The organism is Candidatus Hydrogenedentota bacterium (assembly GCA_012730045.1).
Taxonomy (GTDB): Bacteria; Hydrogenedentota; Hydrogenedentia; order Hydrogenedentales; family CAITNO01; genus JAAYBR01.
Map to the genome: position 1 here is coordinate 1 of JAAYBR010000073.1, position 22,133 is coordinate 22,133.

Consider the following 22,133-nt stretch of genomic DNA (forward strand, 5'->3'; position numbering starts at 1 on the left):
CGGCTGCCTCCATCCCCCAAACCACGCGCCCCTGGAATCGCCAGGCTCCAGCCTGGCCTCTTGGGTTCTTCCGCGCGGGCCTGTTCGCTCCGTGTTTCCCCGAAAGCCAAGGGGGAGCTTGGCGATCCCGGGGGCGCGGCCTCTCCAGCGAACCCGGTACTTTCTTAGCAGGGAGCGAAGCGACCGAAGCGACCTCGTTCCCGGCAGGACAACGGCAAAGTAGACGCGGCATCCTGCCGCGTTCTTCAGGTCGAGGGAAGGCCCAAGAACACGGCAGGATGCCGTGTCTACTTTTCGGGCGTTCCCAGGGTGACCTCCACGCGGGCGGGCGCGTCTCCGATGGCCGCCGCGTGTTCCTGAGCGCCGAGGTGGATCCGGTAGGCGCCCTTGAAGCCCCGCACGGTCAGTTCGCCGTTCGCGTCCGTGACCCCCTCCACATCGGTCCACCACTCGCGGAAAACGAGCTCCCGGTAGACCGCCAGATTCGGCTTCTCCGTCCAGTCCTTCCTGAACAGGGCGGCCTGCGGGCGCCAGTGGGCGCCCTCCCAGAACCCCCAGAACACGAAGCCGGTGCAGGCGGGGTGGCTGAAGGCGGCCGTCATAAAGTCCCGGGTGAAGGAGGACTGAACAGTTTCGTCCGCGAAGTCGGCGTCGAATTCGGTGACCACGATGGGCAGCCCGAAGCGCGCGAAGGTGTCAAAGGTCTTGAGGACACCCTCGGGATTGGCCCTGACACGTTGGAAATGGCTTTGGAACCCGATGCCCTCCAGCGGCGCCCCGGCGGCGAGCAGGTCACCAATGATCTGCGCGTATTTTTCTGGGATTCCGGGCTCATACGGCTCCACAACGTTGTACTCGTTGACAAACAGGCGGCAGGACGGCGGGAGGACCGCCCGGGCGCGGACGAACCACTCCTTCATGGCGTCCGGCCCCAGTACGCGGGTCACGGCGTCGAAATGCGCCGGTTCGTTGACAACGTCCCACTCGTAAACGAAGTCTTTGGTGAAGGCGGCCAGCTCGTCCACATGCTCCAGGATGCGCCGCTGCAGGGCGGCGGGATCGGCCGCGAGGGCCTCCCCTTCGGGCAGGAGATACTGCCAGTCCGGCCACGCCAGCGCGTGTCCCCGGACGCGGAAGCCGTTTTCCTTGAGCCAGACCAGCGCGGCGCGCGTGTTCTCGCGCGAGAAGGACGGGCCATAGGCCCCGTGCCACGCGTTCCACTTCAGGTCGTTCTCCAGGACCGCGCAGTTGAACAAGGCGCGGAGGTGCTGCCGGTAGGTCTCGTTCTCCGGCCCGTCCCCCGTCAGGCGGCCGGCGGGCACGCAGGTGCCCCACGGGAACGCGTGGCGGGTCATGGCCACCCGGACAGGGCGTCCGGCGGCGGGTTTTCCGGCATCGTCCACCACACGGACCACCAGATCCCCCATCCGCGTCTCGGCGATGCGTTTCCGGGCCTCAACGCGCCAGGGCTCCTCCCCGTCCGCCGCCTGCGGCTGGGCGAAACCGGGGAGGGCCGCGGCGCAAAGGAGTGCAGCGGCGGCCGCAGTCCGCAGAAGCAGGCATTGGCACATACTTGGCAAGGGACGGGTCTCCTTTGGAGGTCCAGGTGGGTGTCCGGGCTGAAAGCGACCGCTGTAGTATACGCAATCCTCCAGGGGCGGCATGTCCCGCTTGTCGCGCGGCCGCCGGTTTCATTATTATCCTCTCCGGCGCGGGCGGCTGGCCCGCCCCCGGCGTTCCGGACGGGCAAGGCCGGGGAACAACAGAAGGATTCACGCGATGGGCAGCAGGAAGGTGTACGCCGTTCTCCTGGCGATGGTGGCGGTGTCGCTGGGCGCAGGGCTGTTTTTCGGGCACGCGGCGGAGGCGAAGTCGGCGAAGCGGTGCGTGGTGGTGTGGTCGGAGGGGACGGCGGGCACGGATGTGTACCCGAAGGACATCAACGGGGCCATCGCCGAGGGGCTGGGCTCGCTGGAGGGCTGGGAAGTCGTGGTGGCGGGCATCAAGGATCCGGAGCAGGGGCTGCCCGACAAGCTGCTCAAGCGGGCCGATGTACTCATCTGGTGGGGCCACAAGCGGCACGGGATCGTGCGCGACAAGCTGGTGGAGAAGATTGTGAAGCGGGTGAAGGAGGACGGCATGGGGTTCATCTCCCTGCACTCCTCCCATTTTGCCAAGCCGAACAAGGCGCTCATGGGCACCGAGTGCTCGTGGGGCGCGTATGAGGGCGACTCCACCACGCTGAAGGTCACGGTGAAGGACCCGAACCACCCGATCGCGAAGGGCGTGAAGGAGTTCACCATTGACCACAGCGAGCGGTACAGCGAGCCCTACGCGGTGCCGGAGCCCGAGGCGGTGCCCTTCGAGGGGGTCCACACGCTGAAGGACGGGCGCGAGGACCCCTCGCGCATCGGTCTCTGCTGGACCGTCGGCAAGGGAAAGTTCTTCTACTTCCAGGCGGGCCACGAGACGAACCCGGTGTACTTTGACGAGAACGTGCGCCAGATCATGCGCAACGCCGTGGAGTGGGCCGCCCCGGCGAAGAAGTGACCGGGAGGGGCCGGGTCACAGAACGGCCTTGTCCCTGAAAAACGCCCACACCGTTTCGCTTGCGGAGAAGTCGCGGGCCGCGCGGCCCACGATCCAGCGGGGATAGTCGGGCCCGCCGCCGGGCCAGGTGTGCCCGCCGCCCTCCACGATGCACAGCTCCACGTCGGCCGCGCAGCCCGTGAATGCCACGCGCCGTATCTGCCGGCCGCGCGGGTTCAGGGTGCGGACAGCAGTTCCACCGCGTTCCACAGCAATAATACCGCGAACCCGGCCATCAGCGCCCCCAGCCCCCGCATGACCCGCCGGTAGCCCCTGCCGGTGAGGAAGCGCCGGGAGCTGCCCGCCGACACGGCGATGACCATTTTCGCCGCCACGATGGACAGGCAGAACCCCGCGACAAAGGCGGCGGCGGCCGGGGCGGAGCGTTCCCATCCCCTCAGGACCATCGGCCCGCCCACGGTCAGCCAGAAGAGATAGGGATGCGGACTCAGGAAGTTCACCAGCACCCCCTTGGCCAGCGAGCGGGGCGCGCCCCTCTCCCCTTCCGCGATCTCGTAGCCCGTGGTGCGCATTCCCTCATAGGCGAGATAGGCGACGACCACGGCCCCAAGCAGCGATATTCCGCCGAGAACCGTCTTATACCCCGCTATCCGGGTCAGCACGAGCACCGACAGAAGGATGACCGGCGTGTCGGTCAGGAGCGGTGCCAGGGCCGTTTTCATCCCCTCGCGCACCCCGTGCCGCATGGCTTGCGAGACCACGAGGGCGAACAGTGGCCCGGGCGAAAACCCGGCCGAAAGGCCCAGCACGATTCCGGATGTGAGGAAGGCGAGCATGGGCCGGTATTAGACACCACCGATTCTCGGGAATCAAGCCCCACATTGCATCGGCGGGCGGGGAAGGTTCATCATGGGGCCGCCGGACGGTCTGGCGGGCATGGTCCCGCGGACGCCCCCTGAGCGCGTTTCGGGAGGACGAAAAGGCCGGGGGCTTCCAGCGTGCGGCGGGGCTCCCCAAAGAGGACTTGACGATGCAACACCCATTTTCCCGGAGAGATTTTGTGAGGGGGGCCGCCGCGCTTGGCGCGATGGCCGCGGCGGGCGCCGCGGAGGAGAAGCCCATCCAGGGCTTTGAGGACACGGCGAGCAACACGGTGAAGAACCGGGTGTGGGAGCCGGTGTCGGACCGGAAGGTCCGGGTGGGCATCGTGGGCTACGGCCTGTGCCGGTTCGGCGCGGCCTTCGGGTTCCAGGACCACCCGAATGTCGAGGTGGTTGCCGTGAGCGACCTGTTCCCAGACCGGTGCGCCGAACTCGCGCGCGCGTGCCGGTGCGCGAAGACCTACCCCTCGCTGGAGGAGCTGGTGAAGGATCCGGACATCGAGGCGGTGTTTCTGGCCACGGACGCGCCCAGCCACTGCCGGCACGCCATCGAGGTGCTGAACCACGGCAAGCATGTCGGTTCGGCGGTGCCGGCGGTCTACGGGTCGCTGGAGGACGCGGACCGGCTGCACGCGGCCGTGAAGGCCTCGGGGCTGAACTACATGATGTTCGAGACGAGCGCGTTCCATGACGACTGTTACGCCATGCGGGTGATCCACCGGGCGGGCGGTTTCGGCGAGCTGGTGTACAGCGAGGGCGAGTATTTCCACTACGTCGAGAAGCCGCTGGACTCGTACAAGGACTGGCGGAAGGGCTCCCCGCCCCTGTGGTACCCGACGCACGCCACGGCCTATCACGTCTGTGTGTCCGGCGGCGGGTTCACGGAGGTCTCCTGCTTCGGCATGCCGAGCAAGATGCCGTACCTGGCCTCGGGCGACAACGCCTACAAGAACATCTTCGGCACGGAGGTCGCGCTGCTGCGCACCACCGAGGGCGGCATGGCGCGGATGACCATGAGCAAGGACACGGCGGGCCACAACGGGGAGGTGGGCCGCGTGCGCGGGCAGAAGGGCTCCATGACCGGCATGGTCTACGACGGGCTCGCGGACATCTCGTCGCTGGAGCTTGCCAAGCCGCCCCTGCCCCCGGGGGTGGAGGCGGGCGGCCACGGCGGGTCCCACGGCTACCTCTGCGAGGAGTTCGTCACGTCCATCCTCCAGGGGCGGACGCCCCTGGTCAACATCGCCTGGGCGCTCAACATGACCGTGGCGGGCATCGTGGCCCACAGCTCCGCGCTGAAGGACGGCGAGCTGATGAAGGTGCCGGTGTACACCCTCTGAACGCCTCTCCCTGCAGGCTACTCCCGGGGGATCACGGCGGCGGCCCAGTTGCCCGGTCCGGGCGCGGTGATTTCCCGTTTTGCGCCGCCTTCCAGCGGCTGGACGGGCCCCCATTCGCCCGTGGCGATGTCTATCCAGTGCGCGCTCATTTGCCCGGCGGCGGTTGAGAGATCCAGCGTCACTTTTCCCCCGGCGGGGAAATAGAGGGCGTAGGCCTTTCCCGGATCTGCGGCCAGGTAGGCCGCGTTTTGTTCGCGGTCCGACAGCAGCCCGTTCGCCGCATGAACGGACCAGAGGGGAATCTTGGACTCCAGTTTCCGGACAGCGCGGAGACACGCCACGGCCTTGTCGTTGAGGCCCAGCCCCGAGTCGGGCCGGTGGAACCGCGCCGCGGCCGCGCCCGCCAGCACATGGTGCCAGAAACGCTCAATGCCGTCCTGGTCGGTGTGGCCGAACTTGTTGCCGTCGGCGCCGTAGGTTTTGATGGTGTTCATGGGCCGGGGATGGCCGGACAGATATTCCCGGGCAAAGAGGAAGTTGTCCCAGTGCTTCTCACCGCTGATGTGGTTGTTCTGGGACACGTCCACGAAGTCGTAGCGCTCCGGGTGGTCGAAGGTGCGCCTGTGGACGTCGTCCGTGAGCTTCCAGTTGTCCCACATCTCCGTGACGAAGACGGTCCGCCCCTTTTTCGCCGCGCGCGCCTTGATGAACTCCGCCCAGTAGCGCCCCCACTCCTCCTCGCCGCTGGTCTCGTTGTCCATGCAGTAGAGCACATTGCCCCGGCGCAGGGTGTGCTCCAGCATCTTCTCCACGAAACGCTGCTGGTACTTCAGGACGGCCGTGTTGTTCCGCTGGTTCGGCGTGGTGAAGAAGAAGGGCTGGCGGTTCGCCCCCGGATGGTCGGGGTAGCGCTCCGCAAACCCGGACTCCTCGTAGCTGTAATTGACGTTGTTCTTCGGGTTGTACGGGTGGATTTGCCAGCGGTCCGCTCCGCCGGTGTCGGTATAGTCGAACCGGTCCCACACCTCGATCTGGACGATGACGCCGCGCTTTTCCGTCTCGCGCAGCATCCGCTCGAAGCGGTCCCAGTACTCCCGGTTCCACTTGCCGAGGTCGTACTTTCCGTCCTTCCCCTGTTTGAAGGGGTAGACCTCGAAGCCCTTGTCCTTCCGGTCGCTCATGGTGTTACGGATGAGATTTCCCCCCGCCGCCGCCAGCCGGTCCAGCTGTTCGATCAGCTCCTTTTCCGGCCATTGGAACAGGTTGTCGTCGTCGCTGCCGCCGACGAGCAGCACGGGTTTGTCCTGGCACGCCCAGTACCAGGGGCTATCCCCCCAGGGATGGATGCCCTCATCGGCGCAGCAGGGAAAGGACAGCATCAGAGCGGCCAGCGGCCAGGTGGAAAGAAGGTGTTTCATGGGGTTGCCTTTTCCGGGGTCATTTCTCCAGAGACACAAGCATGAGTTTCGGGTCCACAGCGAGCGGGTCCACCTCCAGGGCCTTCTCGAAACAGGCGCGGGCCTGTTCATTGTCTCCGAGGCCGAGGTGGCCGAGGCCCTGGAGGTAATGGGAAGACACCCGCAGGTCCTTGCGGGCAAGCTCGCGCTCGAGCAGGAAGGTGCGGCCCGTGTGCTCCTCCTCCACCGTCACGGTGATGTTGCGGCCGTCCTTGGCGGGGGCCAGCCGCTTTTCGCCGTCCTCGATGAGCTGGCGGAAGCGCTTCTCGATCTCGTCCGCGTTGTGGCCCAGCTCGCGCGCGGCGAGGGCCTTGAAGTAGCCGATTTCGGGGAAGTCGCCCGCGCCCCAGCCCTGCGGGGGCGTGTAGTCGAGCATGGCGGTGAAATGGCCGCGCGCTGTCTCGGCGTCGCCGGCGAGGCGCTGGTTGACGCCGAGGTAGTAGTGGGCGATGCCGGTCTTTCCGTCGCGCTCGGCCTCGAGGTTGGCGGGGAACTCCATCGCCTTGAGGAACAGGGCCCCGGCCTCCCGGTGGCGGCCCGCGTTCATCTCCCCGATGCCCTTTTGCAGGTGGGCGTCGAACCAGTGGACGTGCGGGTTGAAGGTGGCGCCCTCCTCGATGTGGTAGCGCATGGCGGTGAGGAGTTCGATGGCGCGGTCATACTCGCCCCGGAAGACCGCCAGCTTCACCTCCATGAGCTGGATGTCCACGATGTCCTTTCCCATTTCCCCGTACTCGGCGAGGAACTCCGCAAGCTGCTCCGGCGTCAGGCTCGCGTAGGACATGTAGAGGTCCGCCTCGGCGAAGTAGCGCTTCTGCTTCGGGTCGAGGGAGATGGCCGTCATGATGTTGTCCAGCGCCTCCGGGAGCAGGCCGAGGTGGTTGGCCTGGAGGTAGGCGAGGTTGCGGTGGACGACGGCGTCCTTGAATCCGTTGTCCAGCGCGGCCTGCCAGCAGGCGACCGCCTCGGCGTGCCGGTAATTGGCGAGCAGGTTGCCCAGCAGGTAGTGCGCCTTCGCGTTCGTGGGGTTCTTGGACAGGGCGAAGCGCAGCGCGCGCTCGGACTCCTCGCCGTAGGGGAAGCACAGGTCAATGGGCAGGCCGGCTGCCTTCTCCAGGGCAGTGGCCGCCGCCTCTCCCCTGCTCGCGCGGTCCAGATAGAGCGCGTGATGGTAATGTGTCATCGGGTTCGCGGACAGCGCGGCGTCCGGCGCCGCCGCCGAGAGGCCCATGAGCTCCACCGCTTCGCTGAAGCATCCGGCGGCGGCGTGGCGCGCCGCTGTCTCGATGTAGTTGTAGGGTTCATTGCGCAGGCAGCGAAAGAGCTGGGTCGCCCACTCCCCCGCCGTCTTCCCCGTGTCGGCGGTGTCGGCTAGGAGGCGCAGCTCGTTCATCGCGGGGAAGCAGAGCGGGTCCACTTCCAGCGCCTGGCGGGCGGTCTCCGCGGCGGCGGCGGCATTGCCGAGCGTCCGCAGGACGAGCGCCTTGACGCAGAGCGCCTCGACGTTCTGCGTGTTGGCGCGGACCGCGCGCTCGGCGTTGTCCAGCGCCTTTTCCAGGTTGCCGCGCGCGGCCTCCGCCTGCGCGGCGAGGGTGTACCCCGCCGAGGTCCACGGGTAGTCCCAGGTGGCGCGGTAGAGCAGCTCCAGCGCGTCGTCGGTGCGGCCCTGCCGCAGGCGGCACACGCCGAGGTAGAAGAGCGCGGTGGCGTCCTGCGCCTTCTTGTGGTTGTCCGTGACCACACCCACGGCACGCGCGAGGTGCTCCTCGGCCTTGTCCAGCTCGCCGCGTTTCAGGAACACGAGCCCGATCTGGGTGTTGGCGGGCACATGGTCCGGCTCCAGGGCGAGGGCGGCCGCATAGTATTTCATGCAGTCGAAGTTGGTGTTTCCAAACTGCTCCAGCTTGAGCCCCGCGTAGAAAAGCTCCTGCGCTGTCTTGTATTCGCGCGGGTCCAGCGGGTCCCGGTACACCTCCGGGAACGGCTCGTTTTTCGCGGGCTGCTTCTGCCATGCGAGCAGTTCCCGGCCCTCCGCGTCGAGCACCTGCACCCGCAGCTCCTCCAGGCTCTCCGCACCGCCCGCAGACGCCTCGCGCTTGTAGGGGTTTTCCGGAGAGAGGTCCGCGGTGTCGGTGAAAACGGTGGCGTCGCCGCGCCGCAGCACGATCTGGACGCCTTGGAACGCCGCCGTGGCATTGAGCTGGATCCCCGCCAGGCCCTCTTTCAGGTCCAGGTTGAGGGCGAAGTCGCGGGTGGCCTCCTTGATGCCGTCCAGCCCCTTGATCCCATAGAGGTACATGTCGCCGTACTTTGTCTCGAAGGGGGCGACAAAGTTGTAGTCCGGCTGGTTGTCCGAGTAGAAGCCCATCATCAGCTCGGCGTAGGGCCCGTCCTCGTCCGTGAGCTTCGTGTCCCACACCTCCTGCACCTCGTTCTTCCCCCAGTTCCAGAGTTTTTTCCCCTTGAAGATGCGGTGGTCGCCGACGAGGGCGATGCCCGCGCCCTTTCCGTGGTCAATGCCGGCCATGAAGTCCTGCGCGGTCTTGGTGACAAAGAACGACACGGGCTGGCGGGTTTCCTTCCACCACGAGAGGTCCTCGCCCTTCGTGTAGTCCACGGACTGGTACACCTGGTTCAGCACGGGCCACCGGGTGAACTCCGTGACGTAGTGGAAGTTCATCATCTCCACGTCCGGCGGGAAGACAAACTGGTAGCTATCGTTCACATGGACCGCCACGTTGGCGAAGCACAGCGCGGGGTATTCGTAGGGCGTCACGTTCATGCTCTTGAACGTGATTTTCACGTACGCCTTCCCCGGTTCCAGCGTCATGCCCGTGAGCCAGCGCGTCTGGCTGCGCTTCTCGTACTCGCCGACCCAGACCGTCTTGCCGCCGTCCGGGTTCTCCACGACCGTGTGGTCCACGTCAATGAGGCTGGTCGCCCGGTGGTGGTGCGGCGTGTTCCACTCCACCCCGCCGGAGGTCCACGCGCCGAGGGTGCCGATGAGCGCGGGCTTCACCACGCGGTTGTTGTAGACGATCTGGTAGCCGTTGGTCTTGTCCACGGCGTAGTACAGCCGCCCGCCCATCTCCGGCGTGACGCAGAGTTTCAGGTACTCGTTCTCCAGGACGACGGCCCGGTACTCGCGGTCCGCCTTCTCCGCCGACTGCACCCCGTAGAACGGGTACGGGTAGACATGCTTTTCCGCGAGCTGCACCTCCTCCGGCCGGAAAAACAGCGGAATCCGGTCCGGCGCCTCCGCCGGATAGGTGGGGAGCACCATCGTCTCCTCCGACACCGACACCTGCGCGGAGCACAGGGTGCCGGTGGAGACCAGGGCAAGAAACAGCAGCGTCGCGGCCATGGGGCGGTTCCTTCCAGGTTGAAGGGGCATTATTCCGGCGGCGGAACGGGGATGTCAACCGGCACGGGGGCGCCACTTGTTGCAGTGCGCCGTGCAACGGGAAACAATGGCTCCTTGACAGGAAGACCAGAATTGGACAGAGTTGGGCGGGAGTTGAGTTCGGAGACCAAGGGGCGTGGTGACAGCAAGGACTGTCGTCAAGGAGTCGGTTTCAATGTGGGTGAGCTCCTCATTTGTCGCCGCCGTGCTCGTTCTTGTCGGCGCGTTCTCTGACCGCCAGGAAGCCCCCGATTCCGCAGTGGAGACTGAGATGTCCGACGTTGTAGCCGTCATTGACGGCACGAACGACAACCTTGCTGCGTCCACGAAATTCCCCCGTGCGACGAGTGCGGGGTTCCTTCTCTTGGGCCTCCGGATGGTTCCAATTCTTGGGGCGCTGCTGTGCGTGTGGGTTAGCGCCGCTGGCGCGGACAACGTTCCGGAGCGCGCAAACAGACGAATATCCCGAAGGCGTAAGGCTCAGGGGTTCCCGCCCGGGCCGGGGATGTGGAGGCTGGCGCAGCCCGGCCGTGTGGGGACCACCTTTTCGCACACCACGCCCCACATATCCCAGCCGCCGTCTATATAGTTGTCGTTCGTGGGGCGTCCGCAGGCCTGCACAAAGAGGTGCCATTTTTCCCCGATCTGGTACAGCGCGGGCGTGGCGACATGGTAGAGCGTGCTGTCGCCGTAGAGCCCCCGCCACTGCGTCTGGAGCATGGTGTCCAGGTCCAGCTGCGTCCATCCCCGGACGGGGTCCGTGCTGACTGCCAGTCCGGGCCGCCACCGCTTCCCGTGCTCCACCCCCACCTCGATGCAGAGGACATAGGTGTTGTCCACTTTCAGAATCTGGTGCCACTCGTAGTAGGCGTTCGGCGTGGACGCGAAAATCTGGCCCATGCCGCGCGGGTCCGCGCCGTTGAACTGCCGCGTCCAGCGCCTGCCGTCCTGCGAGGTCGCCAGCCGGATGCCGGGCAGGACGCCGTCCCGGCCGCGGTAGGAGTAGTACATGTACCAGTCCCAGCGGTTTTCACGGGCGTTCCACTCCCGCATCACGGCCGCCTGGGAGGCCATCTCCTCATGATAGGGGGCTGCGGGTTCCGGGGCCAGCACCGGGGCGTCGCCCTGCCGGACGATGTTTTCGGGGGTGATGCCGGAGTACCCGTCCTCCCCCGCCGGACAGACCGCCAGACCGATCCGGTCCTGCACCGTGCCCGTGGTGCCGGAGTAGTAAATGTAGTAGGCGTCCTCCTCGGGGAGGTAGAGGACCGTGTCCAGCCGGATGCTTCCCGAGTCCCAGCCCGTTGTGGCGGGTGTGAAGACAGGGTTCGCGGCGTCCTGGTGCCAGGTGAGCGGGTCGCCTGCCTCGGCCCACGCCTTGCCGACGGCCGCCGTGTTCCGGTTTGACGCGGGCACGGCCCCGTAGAACATGACCAGCCTTTCCGGCACCTTCGGGTTGGGCAGGATGCACGGCTCCTCAATCTGCTGGGACATCCACGCGCTGTCCGCGCGGGACAGGATGCGCTTTCCGACCACGGTGTCCGGACCGGCGGCCGCGGCCGCCGTGCAGAGACCGGCCAGCAGGCCCAGGACAATGAGACGGGGCATCCGTATTCCTCCGCGGCGCCTCCGGGGCGGACGCGCCGTGCGCCAGTTCATTTTTTCGGCCAGACTTTCACGGAGAGGTCCCCGCCTTGGGGCAGTTCAAAGGGGCCTGGGAAGGGGTTGTCGAGGTTTCGCTTGGCGCCGAAGTGGTCGGTGTCCACCGTGAGCGGCGAGCCGTCGCGGTTCTCGTAGGGGAGGTCCGGCACGACGGCTTTGCCGAGGCGTTCGGTGGTCACGGGCTTGCGGGGGTTCTCCTGGGCCCAGACGGCGTCGAGTTTGCCCTCCAGCCAGACCTCGCCGTCCTTTTCCACGAGGCGGAACGCCGGGTCGAAATCCTTCACGATCAGCGGGTTCTTCTCGCCCTTCGCGGGGCGCGCGCCGTCGAGGTGGACGTTGTCCTCGATGAACATGGGCAGCCGGGCCTTGTCATACACGCGGAGGCTGGCGCGGCCCGTGAGGAGGTTGTTGAGGAAGCGGTCGTCCCCGGCGGGGTTGTCGTGGAGGCCGGCGACCTCGGTGGAATGGGCCTTGTGGAACGGCGTGAGGCGCGCGTCGTACTCGTTCATGCGGAAGTCGCCGGTGAAGAGGTTGTGCGCGTAGGCGCCGCCGCGCGACACGTCGAGGAGGGACTCGGCGGAGAGGAAGAGGTTGTTGTCCACGACGAAGGGGCCGTGGTCCACCTCCATGAAGAGGTCCCGGCCGTTGTCGTGGAAGAGGTTCGAAGTGACGCGGGCGCCCTGGGCCATCCAGTCGAGCCAGACGCCGAGGCAGGTGCGGTGGATGTGGTTGTCCTGGATGACGACGTCAATGGCGCCGTGGAGCTTGATGCCCGCCATCTCGGCGCCGGTGAACAGCGCGCGGATGTGGATGTCGTGGATGTGGTTGCCCGTGATGGTGCTGAAGACCGCGCCGAGACTGCCCACGATGCCCGTCTGCTCGCAGTGGGAGATGTGGTTGTTGCGGACGACGTGGTGGCCGATGTTCTCGCCGCTCCAGCCGCGGGCGGTGGCCCGCTCGATGGTCTTGACGTAGCCCTCGGCGGTGTCGGCGGAGGTGTTGTCAAACTCGTCGCCGTGCTTGCCCAGGGCGACGCCGCAGCACACGGAGTGGCTGATGGTGTTGTTCTCAATGACCCAGCCTTTGCTCCAGTTCGTGCCGATGATCGCGATCTGCTCGGCCGTCGGGGGCGCCCACTGCGTGGCGGCCTGGCACAGGGTGAAGCCGCGCACGGTGAGGTAGTTCCTGCCCGTCTCCTTCGGGTAGAACACGGCGCGGCGCACGTTGATCTCCGTCAGGCGCTCGTTGGGGTTGACATCTTTGAACTGCGCCCAGATCGTCGTGGTGTCGGCGTCCACCCGCGCTTTCCACAGGCGCGGCTCCTGCTCCACGGGGCGCGCGTTCCTGCTCTTGAAAACGAGGAAGACGGTCTTCTTCCCCTCCTGCGGGACGATGTCGGCCTTGAAGGTGCGCCAGTCCTGCCACTCGCCCGTGTTGGGCACGGGCCGCGTGCCGATGAGCGCGCCGTCCGGCGCGTCCAGCCGCAGCTCGATGATGCCGCCCGACGAGGCCGACGCCGCGCGGATGTCCAGCACCGACGTTCCCTTTCCGAAATCCACGCCCTCGTACTTCAGCCAGTGGCCGTGCTGGATGAACCCCACGCACTCGCCGCCCTCGGAGCAGGGCGCGTTCTGCGTGCCGTTCTTCGCCGTGAACGCCGTGCCCGGAATCTTGTCCCCGCCCTTCGGCTGGAGCCATGCCACGTTCAGGAGGTATTCCAGCCCCGCCTGCTGGAGCCATGCGGGGACCGTGCCCGCCGGGGCCAGCGCCTCGTCCAGCGTGGCCGCCTCAATGAGCCATTCGCCGTCGAGATAGACCGCGCCGGTGTGATGTTCCCGGTCCTTCGGGGTGAACCAGTCGCCGCGGATGAGGTCCGCGTAGGGGTTGTAATCCCCGAAGAGGCTGTTGGGCACCGTCACCTTCCAGGTGTCGTTCTGGACCTTTTCCCAGCCTGTGACCGCCTCCGACCCCTTCACCGCCACCTTTTCCCCAGGGGCCGCCTGGTAGGTGATGCGCTTGGCGTCCGACTCGCCCCCGCGTGGCGGGTTCACCCACTCGCGGTAGACCCCCTCATGCACCGTGACCGTGTCCCCCGGCTGCGCCAGCGCGGCGGCGGCGGAAATGGTCCGCAACGGCGCGGCGGCCGATCCGTCGTTCGTGTCATTGCCCGTGACGGCAACATGGTACTCGCGGTCCGCTGCGGCGTTGAGGCACAGCGCGGCGGTGAGGCTGAGCAGGCAGGCGGGGAACGCGGTCTTCATGGGGCGGGTCTCCTGATTGCGGCTAGAATAATGAAGGAAGCGGGGGTTGTCAACCGGCGCGCGGTGGTGGACGAGATGGACGGGATGGACCCGATGGACGCGATGGACAAGGAAGAATCGGACGGATCGGTCGGATCCGACCGATCCGTCGGATATTCCCCGGAGTCGGACAAGTCGGACGGGTCAGACCTGTCCCCTGCTCTTCCCCTCGACCCTAAACCCCCGACCCTAAACCCTGCCCCCGCGCCTTGCGCAGAGCGCCTCCTTTCGGTACACTGTCGGTTCGGCCATGAAGGCCGCAACATGGAGGTGTTTTCCGTGAAAAAACAGTCGGTTGATCAGATCGGGGTGTGCAGTTGGTCGCTTCAGGCGGCGGGGCCAAAGGAATTGGCGGAGAAGGTGAACGCCCTCGGGCTGAAGAAGGTGCAGATGGGCCTGACGCCGCACCGGGATGATCCGGGCGCGCTGGACGGGGTGCAGGAAATCCTCGCCGCCGCGGGGATTGAGATTGTGTCGGGCATGTACTCGACCGTCGGCGAGGACTACACGACCCCGGCCACGATCCGCGTGACGGGCGGCGTGGTGCCGGACGCGCACTGGGAGGAGAACCTGCGGCTGGCGCGGGTCACCGCCGCGACGGCGGGGAAGATGGGCCTGACCTGTGCGAACGCCCATGCGGGGTTCCTGCCCCACGACCCGGCGGACCCGACGTTTGAGAAGCTCTGCGGGCGCGTGGTGACGCTGGCGGAGGTCTTCGGGGAGCACGGCGTGACGCTGCTCATGGAGACGGGGCAGGAGTCGGCGGAGACGCTGCTGGCCTTCCTCGCCGAGATGCACGGGCGCGGCGCGAAGAACATCGCCGTGAACTTCGACCCGGCGAACATGATCCTGTACGACATGGACGACCCGATTGACGCGCTGCGCGCGCTGGTGCCGCACGTGCGCCAGGTCCACGTGAAGGACGCCAAGCGCACGAAGGTCAAGGGCGACTGGGGCGAGGAGGTGGTCGTCGGCACCGGCGAGGTGGACTGGGTCGCCTTCGTCCGCATCCTCGCCGAGGCAAACTTCGAGGGCGGCTACATCTTCGAGCGCGAGGCCGGCAGCGACCGCGTCGGCGACATCGCCAAAGGCATCACCGCCCTCACGGCGGCCATCAACGAGGTAAACGGGTAGCTCCTGTCTCTCCGGTGGGGCACCCTCAGCAGCAACTCCTGTACCGGCATTCCTGACCATTCGGCACCATCTTGGTCCCCCCTTGAGGGGGGTGGTTCGCGGGAGCGAACCGGGGGATGTTCCGGGGTTCGGGGCTGTGCCCGGACAGAAGAACATCCCCCGGCCGCGAAGACGCGGCCACCCCCCTCAAGGGGGGACCTAAGATCGGTCGGCCTTCTGCCACAGGCCGCTAACGATCAATCCCTGCGGGCTTCCGTCCGATGACCCGGGTCCAGGCCGGGCGGTCGAGGGACTGGAGGTCGCGGCGCGGGTCTTTCCAGGCCTTGGCTGCGGCATCGCGGGCCAGGGCGCGCACTTTCCGGTAGTCGGGGTCGGTGCGCCCTGTGTAGACCTTCTTCCCGCAGGCGCCGCCGAGGGGCGCGGTGAGGAAGCGGCTGCGACCGGGGCGTTCCAGGTCAATCCAGTCCGTCCGGCTGATCTTCTCCACCTCATGGCATTCCACGCAGCGGCGTTCGTGGACGCCGCGCAGGGCGGCGGCGAGGGCTTTGTCCTGGGCGGGGTCGTAGGCCGGGCGTGCGGGACGCTTGTCCACAAAGCGGTCGTGATAGGGCGCGTTGGCGTCTATCCACATGGCCAGCCGCAGCCGCTCGTCGGCGGACAGGCCGACCTCCCCTTTGTGCGTGGCGTCGTCGAGGGCGGTGAACAGTCTGCTCTTGCGCGCGCCGTAGGCGAGGGGCGGCGTGATGCTGGCATCCTGCGCCCGCGCGGGGGACAACGACACGAGCCCGTTCGTGATGATGGTCTCGAAGGCCCGGTTGTAGCCATAGCCGGGGATTTCCTCGTCGTGGGAGGTGAGGCCGCCGGAGAAGTCCAGCCCGCCCGCCGGGGTGAGGCCGTCGTGGCACCGGACGCAGTGGGCGTCGAGCACGGGCTGGATGTCGCGCAGGAAACTCACGGGCCGGTCCCCCCAGGGCGCGGGGAGCATGCCGGCCGGGGCCGCCGCCAGGGCCGCGCCGGAGCGCGCGGGCGGCAGCACCTGCGAGCCCGCGCGGGTCTCGTGGCAGCCCACGCAGCCGCGCAGTTCCCCGGGCTGGAAGCTTATGAACGAGCGCATGCGGCGCAGTTCCAGGCGGTCCTTGTCGAGGAGCTGGAAGTACACCGCCGTGTCGGCGGGCACGCGGAAGTGGGCGCTGCCGTCCGACTGCACGGGCACGTCGCCGAGGATGCGGACGGGGGTCCAGTTGGTGAGGTTTTTCCACTCCGCGCCGGGGCCGCCGTAGCGGTGGTCCTCGCCGTAGCGGTGGCCGCCCCGCGCGTTGTCATAGGGCCAGCCGACGGGCTCGGCGACGCGGAGGTAGCGCACGTCCTCCGGGGCGATCCCCTCGCTGCCCTGGGCGACGTTCTTGATGTGGCATTCCGCGTATTCTTTTTCCGTGTCCACCAGCTCGGGGAGCGCCGTGGGCAGGGGGCGCGGCCGCAGGGGCACGGGGTCGAAGCACGACAGCGCCGGGTCGCGGTAGATCAGCTCCTTGTTCCCATGCACGTCCACGAGATAGAGGCCGTATCCGGCGGGCTCGCCGGGGGTGTCGCTGTGGCTGAACGCGGCGAGGAAGGTCTGCTCCGAGAGCGCCCAGGGGGTGCTGTAGAATCCCGCCGGGTCGTCGGTGCCGCCCTCGGGCACGGGCACGCCGTCCATGCCGCCCTCGGGCGGCAGGAGGCGCGGGCTGACGATGCCGATGCCCTGCGGCTCGTTCACCCCCCGGCCGTGGTCCACGAGGATGAGCGGGCCGACGGGGAGGGTGTGGTGGCCCGCCGCGATGGCGACGAGTTTCGTGCTTCCCGGAATGGACCGCGCGTCCTCAACGGCCCACGGGTTGGGAAAATGCTGCTTGAAGAGCGCGTCTGCCCCGGTGCCGTCGGGGCGGATGATCCAGACGGACTGGATGAGGGCCCAGCTCCGCTCGTGGTACTCCCAGCGGGTGTAGGCAATGAGGCCGTTGTCGAGGGTGTTGGGCAGGTAGTCCCCGTCCTTGTTGGCGCTCATGCGGCGGATGCCGCTTCCGTCGGGGCGCATGACGTAGAGGTTGCAGCTCGTCTCGTCCTTGTCGTACTCGTTGCACTGGAGCGACGTGCCGCAGCGCTCGGAGACGAAGACGATGTCTCCGTTCGGGGCGTAGGCGGGGTCCAGATCGCTCCACTCGCCGAAACTGAGCTGGCGCAGGAGGTGGTCGCGGAGGCCCAGCTCAAACAGATGGATGGGTTCCTCCTCCCGGCGGAGGCGGTAACTCTGGGTGCGGTCCAGCCAGCCCTCCGGCGGTTCTTCGCTCCGCGCGCGGGCGTAGCCGAAGACCACCCGGTCCCCCTCGAACCACAGGTCCATGCCGTGGACATGGCCCGGTCCCAGCGCACCGTTGAGCAGGTTTCGGAGCCCCGCGACGGGCTGGTCGGGGGCGTCCGCGGGGGGCTCGGCCAGGGCGGCGAAGAGGGGCGCGCCGTCCGTGGACGGCTCCAGCACGCAGAGGTCGCCGCCGGGGCGCGACACCCAGGGCATGTGGTTGAGGCAGATGTCGGGATAGGTCTCCTGCGTGTGCCGCTTGAGGAAGATCATGCGGTCGAAATCGAGCAGCGGGTCGGCCAGCACGAGCCCGCGCACGGTCCAGCGGGTCTCCAGATAGAGGGCGCGCAGGGCGTCCGCCGGGGTGTCCGCGGGCAGGGCGGCCAGCCGCGCCTCCAGCGCGTCGAGACGCCGCAGGCGTTCGGTGATCTCCACGCCCTGCTCCTGGAGCCGTGCGGCGAGTTCCCGGCCCCGCCGCAGGTGGGTGGCGGTGGGATACGCGGGCGGTCCGGCGGTCTTGACGGTGGACCATTGACTGAGACTGCTCTGGTTGGCTGGTTTTCCCAGGGCAATGTTTTCCGCGTCCTTCCCCGCAGCGTACACCTCCACCTCGTCAAGATGGAGGAAGATGGGCGCGGGACTGGGGATGGTCAGGCGGAGGAACCGCGCGGCCGGCGGCTGGGCCCCAAAGGTCACCGTCAGCGGGGCCGCGCCGCTGATGCCCCCGAAATGCCGTCCCTGGTTGTCGTGGAGCAGCGTCCAGTTCTTGCCGTCGGGGGAGGCGAAAATCTGGAGCGTGTCGGCGTTGTGCAGGCCCGGGGCGTAGTCCAGCCGGTTGAACACCACGATCCGCCCGATCAGCGTCTCCGCGCCCAGGTCCACCTGCCACCACGGATTCGGCTCCTGGCCCGTGTGGAAGGCGTAGGCGCCGTTTTTGACGCCGTCGCACGCGCCCGCCGCGTCGGCGGCCGGGGTGAGGGGCTGCCGGAGGCCGTCCAGCCAGTCCTTTTCCACGAGGGCGCGCAGTTCGCCCGCTGTCAGCATGGCGCGGGACGGCGACGTGAACGCGGGCACGGGGGGCAGCGGCGGGCGGGCGTCCGCGGCGTGGGCGAGGGCGCACAGCAGGGTCAGGACCAAGGCGGGAATGAGGCCGGTCTTCACGGGGAGTCTCCTGTGTCCCGATAGGATAGCGGACCCGCGCGGCGGGGTCAATGAACCTGAATCATTGGACAGGAAAATATCCAGTCGCGTTTCCAGGAGAAAGAGCTTGTGATTCAGGGGTTCGGGCAACCGCCGCAGGGAATGAACGTGTCACCCGTGTGTTCAGGGGACCGGAGACCTTCCGACAAGAGGTTGCCGCGTCGGCCGGGGCGGCCTCCTCGCAATGACCGTGGAAACACCCGTCATTGCGAAAGAGCGAAGCGACTGAAGCAATCTCGTTCCCGCCACGATCCGACTCCAGGCATGCCTGTTTCGGCAACTTGGGAACGGTCAGTCCACGGGGCCGGGGCGGGGGATGACCGGGGCGTTTTCAATCTGCGGGCGGACGGCGAGCCAGTCCACGCCCTGGAAGACGGGGTCGGGGATCTGGCGCACCTCCTCGTCGCCGAGGTAGGGGCAGATGGCGTCCACCCAGGCGATGAGGCGCTGGCGGCTGGTCTCGTCCACCTTCACGCCGTAGTGCTTCCCGCTGGAGACCATCTCCACGAGCGGGCTCCGGTAGGACAGGCTGGTCATGGGCTCGGGGGTGGCGTAGGCTTTTGGGTCGCGCTGGTCGTAGGCCTCGACCATCATCACGCCGGCGATACCGAAGCCCGGTTCGGGGTTTTCCGGCGGGGTGTACGGCGCGCCCCAGGCCGGACGGCCGATGAGGGTCATGTAGGGCTCCGAGAAGCTGGGCGGGCTGGGCCGCTCGGTGGTGTCGAAGACCTTGCGCCCCTCCCCTTCCCCCTCGTGGCATTCGGCGCAGTAGCGGTCGAGCAGGGGCCGGACATAGCGGGCGTAGCTCACCGTGGCGTCCTTCCACGGCGGCGGGGTGATGGACCGGGGAGCGGCGGCGGTGGCCAGGGCCTTGGCCGCCACCTGCGGTGTCCGGCTGTGGGATTCGTGGCAGCCGAGGCAGCCCCGGCTCTCCCCCGGCATGACCCCCACGAAGCTGCGCATGGTCTGGAGGGCGCGGAAGTCGCCGTCGAGGAGCTGGAAATGGAGGGCCTGCCCGGCGGGGGCCTCGAAGGAGACCGAGCCGTCCTCCTCGATGGGCACGGTGCCGATGATCCGCTTGACGCCCTCCGACTGCACGGCGGAGACCACGGGCCCGGTGGAGATGTACGGGCGCTTGTGCCAGTAGGTGTAGGTCTTCGGGTCAATCTGGAGGATGCGCAGGTACTTCGCCTTCCCGCGCAGCGCCTCCGGGGCGTTCTGGTAGACGTTGTTGCTGTAGATGACGCCGGGCTTCGGGGCGCCCCGGTTCTCCGCCGTCGGCCAGGCCACGTGGTCCGCCAGCACGGGCGGCACGGGCCGCGGCTTCAGGGGCATGGCGTGAAAGACGTTGTGGACGCCCTCGTAGACCAGCTCCCGGTTGCCGTCCACGTCCATCAGGTACAGGCGGAATTTGCCGTCCCGCTGGGCGGACACTAAAAAGTCCTTCTCGCTGAGGGGATAGGGCGAGTAATAGGCGGGGTAGCTCCCCGAGGCGTGGTAGCGGGGCGACTCCACGGGGTCCACGGGGCCGTTGCCGGACTCCGGCCATTCGACATCGGCGGTGACCTTTGTGAGGCCGTCGGGGAAGTTGAACCCCTTGTCGGGGTCCACGATGCCGACGGACCCGGCGAACCAGTCGTGGTGCGCGCTGCCGGTGAACAGGACGCGGCGGCTGCCGGGGATGGCGCGGGCGTCCTTCATGAGGTCCGGCCACACGCTCTGGTTGCCCCAGAAGGTGACCGCCTGCGTTCCGTCGGGGTGGGAGGTCCAGAGGGACTGGGCGCGCCAGAGCGGCTTGTCGGTGTACTCCCAGCGGGTGTAGACGACCCGCCCGTCGTTCATCACCGACGGCAGGTAGTCCGGCTCGTTGCTGTGGGAGATGATGTAGAGGTTCCGCCCGTCGGCGTCGGCGCGGGCCAGTTCGAAGGAGTTGGTCGGCGGCATGCACCGGACGTAGTTGTTGCCCCGCGTGGTCGGGAAGACAATGTGGCCGTCGGGCGTGTAGACGGGGTCCACGTCGTCGTAGGGGCCGTCGGTGAGCTGCCGCAGGCCCGAACCGTCCACGTTGATCTCGTAGAGGTGGAACGACTTCTCATTGTGCGGCTTGAAGCAGAAGAGGACCTTTTGCGCGTCGAAGGACAGGTCAGGCCGCCAGAAGGACCCGTGCAGGGGCGCCTGCGGCATGAGCTGGCGCACGTTTCCGCCGGGGTGCAGCCCCTTCAGCGCGAGGAGGCGTCCGCCGGGCACGGCCATGTATCCGAGGCGGTGGCGGGTCTCATGCCGCCATTCGGAGCCCTGCGGGTACGGCATGTCCACCAGCAGGATTTCATCGAAGTCCAGCAGGGGGTTGCTGAACAGAAGGACGCGCTTGGCTTCCCGGACCGCCAGATAGAGGTCGCGCTCGTCCCCTTTCCCCTGCGCGGCTCTTCGTTCCAGAGCCGCCAGTTCCGCCAGTTCCCTGGCGTGGTCGCCCGGGATGCGGGCGGCGAGGTCGCGGGCCCACTGGATTTCCTCGCGGATGCGCGTCTTGAGCGGAACGCCCTCCGCCTGGTGCATCCAGTCCCGCACCAGGGCGTCGCGGGCCTCCTCCGGCGTGAGGGCGCGGGTCTCGGGGGTTTCCGGGGTGACAAACGGCGCGACGGGCTCGCTGACGCGGGGGCGGAAGGCGACCCTCGGCCCCATGGCGAGCACCAGCTCCAGCCACTCGGGGGAGGTGTGGGCGGCGTCCCCCTGCGCGGCCAGGGCGTCATACCTCGCCTTCAGGGCGTCGGCCTCGCGCCACTGGTCCCGCGCTTCCGGGGTCTGGCGGGACCACTGGTCCTCCGTGAGGGGCTTGTATTCCAGGAGCAGCTCCGCCAGGGCGGCGGCGCGCTCCACGAGCACACGGTTGTCGGGGTCCCGCAGGCAGGCCACCGCGGGAACGCCCGCATAGTCCGCAAAGGCCGCGCATTCCTCCGGGAAATCCGCCCGGAGTCTTCGGGCCAGCGCGTTTTGCAGGTCCGCGTCCATCGGCGGCGCGGCGGAGGTGATTCTTGAGCGGACATCCGCGAAGGTTTCCGCAAAGGAGTCCCGCCGGGTGTAGACGGCCGCCGCCGCGGCGTCCAGGCGCGCCGTGCGGGCCGCCAGCAGGTCGTTTCCGTGGGTGAACAGGGCGCGAATGTCGGAACGGGAGAGGGCCCCGTTGTAGATGCGCAGGTCGTCCATCTCGCCCTGGAAATGCTCGTTGGTTCCCCCGCTGGAACCGATGAAGGCGGGCTGGCCATGGGCGGAGGCGATCCGGCCCCGGCGTTCCAGGGAGCCCCGTTCCTTGCCGTCAAGGAAAACCCGCAGAAAACGTCCGTCGAAGGTGGCCGCGCAGTGGTGCCACGCGCCGTCCAGCACGGCGCCCGGGTCAACAGCCGCGTCGCATTCCATGTACCCGCCCACGTTGAGGCCGAAGGAGAGGATTTCCCCGCCCTGCTGGAACGAGAACAGGATGCGGTCGTCCCCGTTCTCCTGGCGGAAGAGTTCGCGGTATCCGCCGAGGTCCGACGGGCGCACCCACACGGAGAGGGACAGGGCGCGCATGCGGGGCTGCCCAAAGGCGGGCACACGCAGGGCGTGGGTGTTCTGGAGAGCGACGGCATCGCCGTAGACGCCCCGGCCCGCCGCCATGCCGCCGGTCGCCTGCGCGGCGAGCTCCGCGCTTCCCGACACATCGGAAAGAACGCCCTCCGCAGCGCCGCTGTCAAAGGTCCAGTGCGCGAGGAGGGGCGTGTCGAGGGACGGCGGGGTGTCCGCAGCGGGCTCGCCAAGGGCGGCGCAGGAAAGGAGGACGGCTAGGGCCGCGCAGGGAATCCAGGAGGGGTGTTTGGAAGTCATCATTGCGTAC

The 22,133-nt window shown here is 67.8% G+C and carries 12 protein-coding genes; 3 read left to right on the plus strand and 9 right to left on the minus strand.

Annotated elements, in window-relative coordinates:
- Positions 1-287 precede the first annotated feature (287 nt).
- On the minus strand, positions 288-1,580 hold the full coding sequence (locus GXY15_07330; protein ID NLV41025.1) for a glycoside hydrolase: 1,293 nt from the start codon (positions 1,578-1,580) through the stop codon (positions 288-290).
- A 199-nt stretch (positions 1,581-1,779) separates the two neighbouring features.
- Between GXY15_07330 and GXY15_07335 the strand changes: the two genes are divergently transcribed.
- Positions 1,780-2,550, plus strand: coding sequence for a trehalose utilization protein (locus GXY15_07335; GenBank protein NLV41026.1), 771 nt, complete (start codon positions 1,780-1,782; stop codon positions 2,548-2,550).
- A 15-nt stretch (positions 2,551-2,565) separates the two neighbouring features.
- Here the strand turns inward: GXY15_07335 and GXY15_07340 are convergent, their stop codons facing one another.
- Both GXY15_07340 and GXY15_07345 read right to left on the minus strand, forming a co-directional pair.
- Entirely contained in the window at positions 2,566-2,739 is a 174-nt protein-coding gene (locus GXY15_07340; GenBank protein NLV41027.1) for a hypothetical protein, read from the minus strand.
- Positions 2,740-2,765: 26 nt separating this feature from the next.
- Complete coding sequence (locus GXY15_07345; GenBank protein ID NLV41028.1) at positions 2,766-3,386, minus strand: LysE family translocator; 621 nt, start codon at positions 3,384-3,386, stop codon at positions 2,766-2,768.
- Positions 3,387-3,580: 194 nt separating this feature from the next.
- Here GXY15_07345 and GXY15_07350 point away from each other — a divergent pair, with 194 nt between their 5' ends.
- Positions 3,581-4,771 (plus strand): Gfo/Idh/MocA family oxidoreductase, encoded by a 1,191-nt coding sequence (locus GXY15_07350; protein ID NLV41029.1) that lies wholly within the window; start codon positions 3,581-3,583, stop codon positions 4,769-4,771.
- A gap of 17 nt (positions 4,772-4,788) precedes the next feature.
- Here GXY15_07350 and GXY15_07355 read toward each other — a convergent pair whose 3' ends face one another.
- The 4 genes from GXY15_07355 to GXY15_07370 all read right to left on the minus strand — a co-directional run bounded on the left by GXY15_07355 (position 4,789) and on the right by GXY15_07370 (position 13,554).
- Positions 4,789-6,189 (minus strand): hypothetical protein, encoded by a 1,401-nt coding sequence (locus tag GXY15_07355; protein ID NLV41030.1) that lies wholly within the window; start codon positions 6,187-6,189, stop codon positions 4,789-4,791.
- Between the two features lie 19 nt (positions 6,190-6,208).
- Positions 6,209-9,592, minus strand: a complete 3,384-nt coding sequence (locus GXY15_07360; protein ID NLV41031.1) for a DUF5107 domain-containing protein — start codon at positions 9,590-9,592, stop codon at positions 6,209-6,211.
- A 519-nt stretch (positions 9,593-10,111) separates the two neighbouring features.
- Entirely contained in the window at positions 10,112-11,239 is a 1,128-nt protein-coding gene (locus tag GXY15_07365; protein NLV41032.1) for a hypothetical protein, read from the minus strand.
- 47 nt (positions 11,240-11,286) lie between these two features.
- Positions 11,287-13,554 carry a carbohydrate-binding protein gene (locus tag GXY15_07370; protein ID NLV41033.1) on the minus strand — a complete coding sequence of 756 codons (2,268 nt, stop codon included), beginning with the start codon at positions 13,552-13,554 and terminating at the stop codon, positions 11,287-11,289.
- 318 nt (positions 13,555-13,872) lie between these two features.
- Between GXY15_07370 and GXY15_07375 the strand changes: the two genes are divergently transcribed.
- The gene (locus tag GXY15_07375) at positions 13,873-14,727 is read left to right on the plus strand and encodes a sugar phosphate isomerase/epimerase (GenBank protein ID NLV41034.1); all 855 of its coding nucleotides are present in this window, start codon (positions 13,873-13,875) and stop codon (positions 14,725-14,727) included.
- Between the two features lie 229 nt (positions 14,728-14,956).
- Here GXY15_07375 and GXY15_07380 read toward each other — a convergent pair whose 3' ends face one another.
- Positions 14,957-18,223, minus strand: a complete 3,267-nt coding sequence (locus GXY15_07380) for a hypothetical protein (protein ID NLV41035.1) — start codon at positions 18,221-18,223, stop codon at positions 14,957-14,959.
- A 330-nt stretch (positions 18,224-18,553) separates the two neighbouring features.
- Positions 18,554-22,126, minus strand: coding sequence for a hypothetical protein (locus GXY15_07385; protein ID NLV41036.1), 3,573 nt, complete (start codon positions 22,124-22,126; stop codon positions 18,554-18,556).
- Positions 22,127-22,133 lie beyond the last annotated feature (7 nt).

What these genes read in the sequence shown, in the direction of transcription:
- GXY15_07360 (NLV41031.1), bottom strand. Translation starts at nt 9,592, where the DNA reads ATGGCCGCGACGCTGCTGTTTCTTGCCCTGGTCTCCACCGGCACCCTG.
- GXY15_07370 (NLV41033.1), bottom strand. Translation starts at nt 13,554, where the DNA reads ATGAAGACCGCGTTCCCCGCCTGCCTGCTCAGCCTCACCGCCGCGCTG.
- GXY15_07350 (NLV41029.1), top strand. Translation starts at nt 3,581, where the DNA reads ATGCAACACCCATTTTCCCGGAGAGATTTTGTGAGGGGGGCCGCCGCG.
- GXY15_07355 (NLV41030.1), bottom strand. Translation starts at nt 6,189, where the DNA reads ATGAAACACCTTCTTTCCACCTGGCCGCTGGCCGCTCTGATGCTGTCC.
- GXY15_07385 (NLV41036.1), bottom strand. Translation starts at nt 22,126, where the DNA reads ATGATGACTTCCAAACACCCCTCCTGGATTCCCTGCGCGGCCCTAGCC.
- GXY15_07345 (NLV41028.1), bottom strand. Translation starts at nt 3,386, where the DNA reads ATGCTCGCCTTCCTCACATCCGGAATCGTGCTGGGCCTTTCGGCCGGG.
- GXY15_07335 (NLV41026.1), top strand. Translation starts at nt 1,780, where the DNA reads ATGGGCAGCAGGAAGGTGTACGCCGTTCTCCTGGCGATGGTGGCGGTG.
- GXY15_07365 (NLV41032.1), bottom strand. Translation starts at nt 11,239, where the DNA reads ATGCCCCGTCTCATTGTCCTGGGCCTGCTGGCCGGTCTCTGCACGGCG.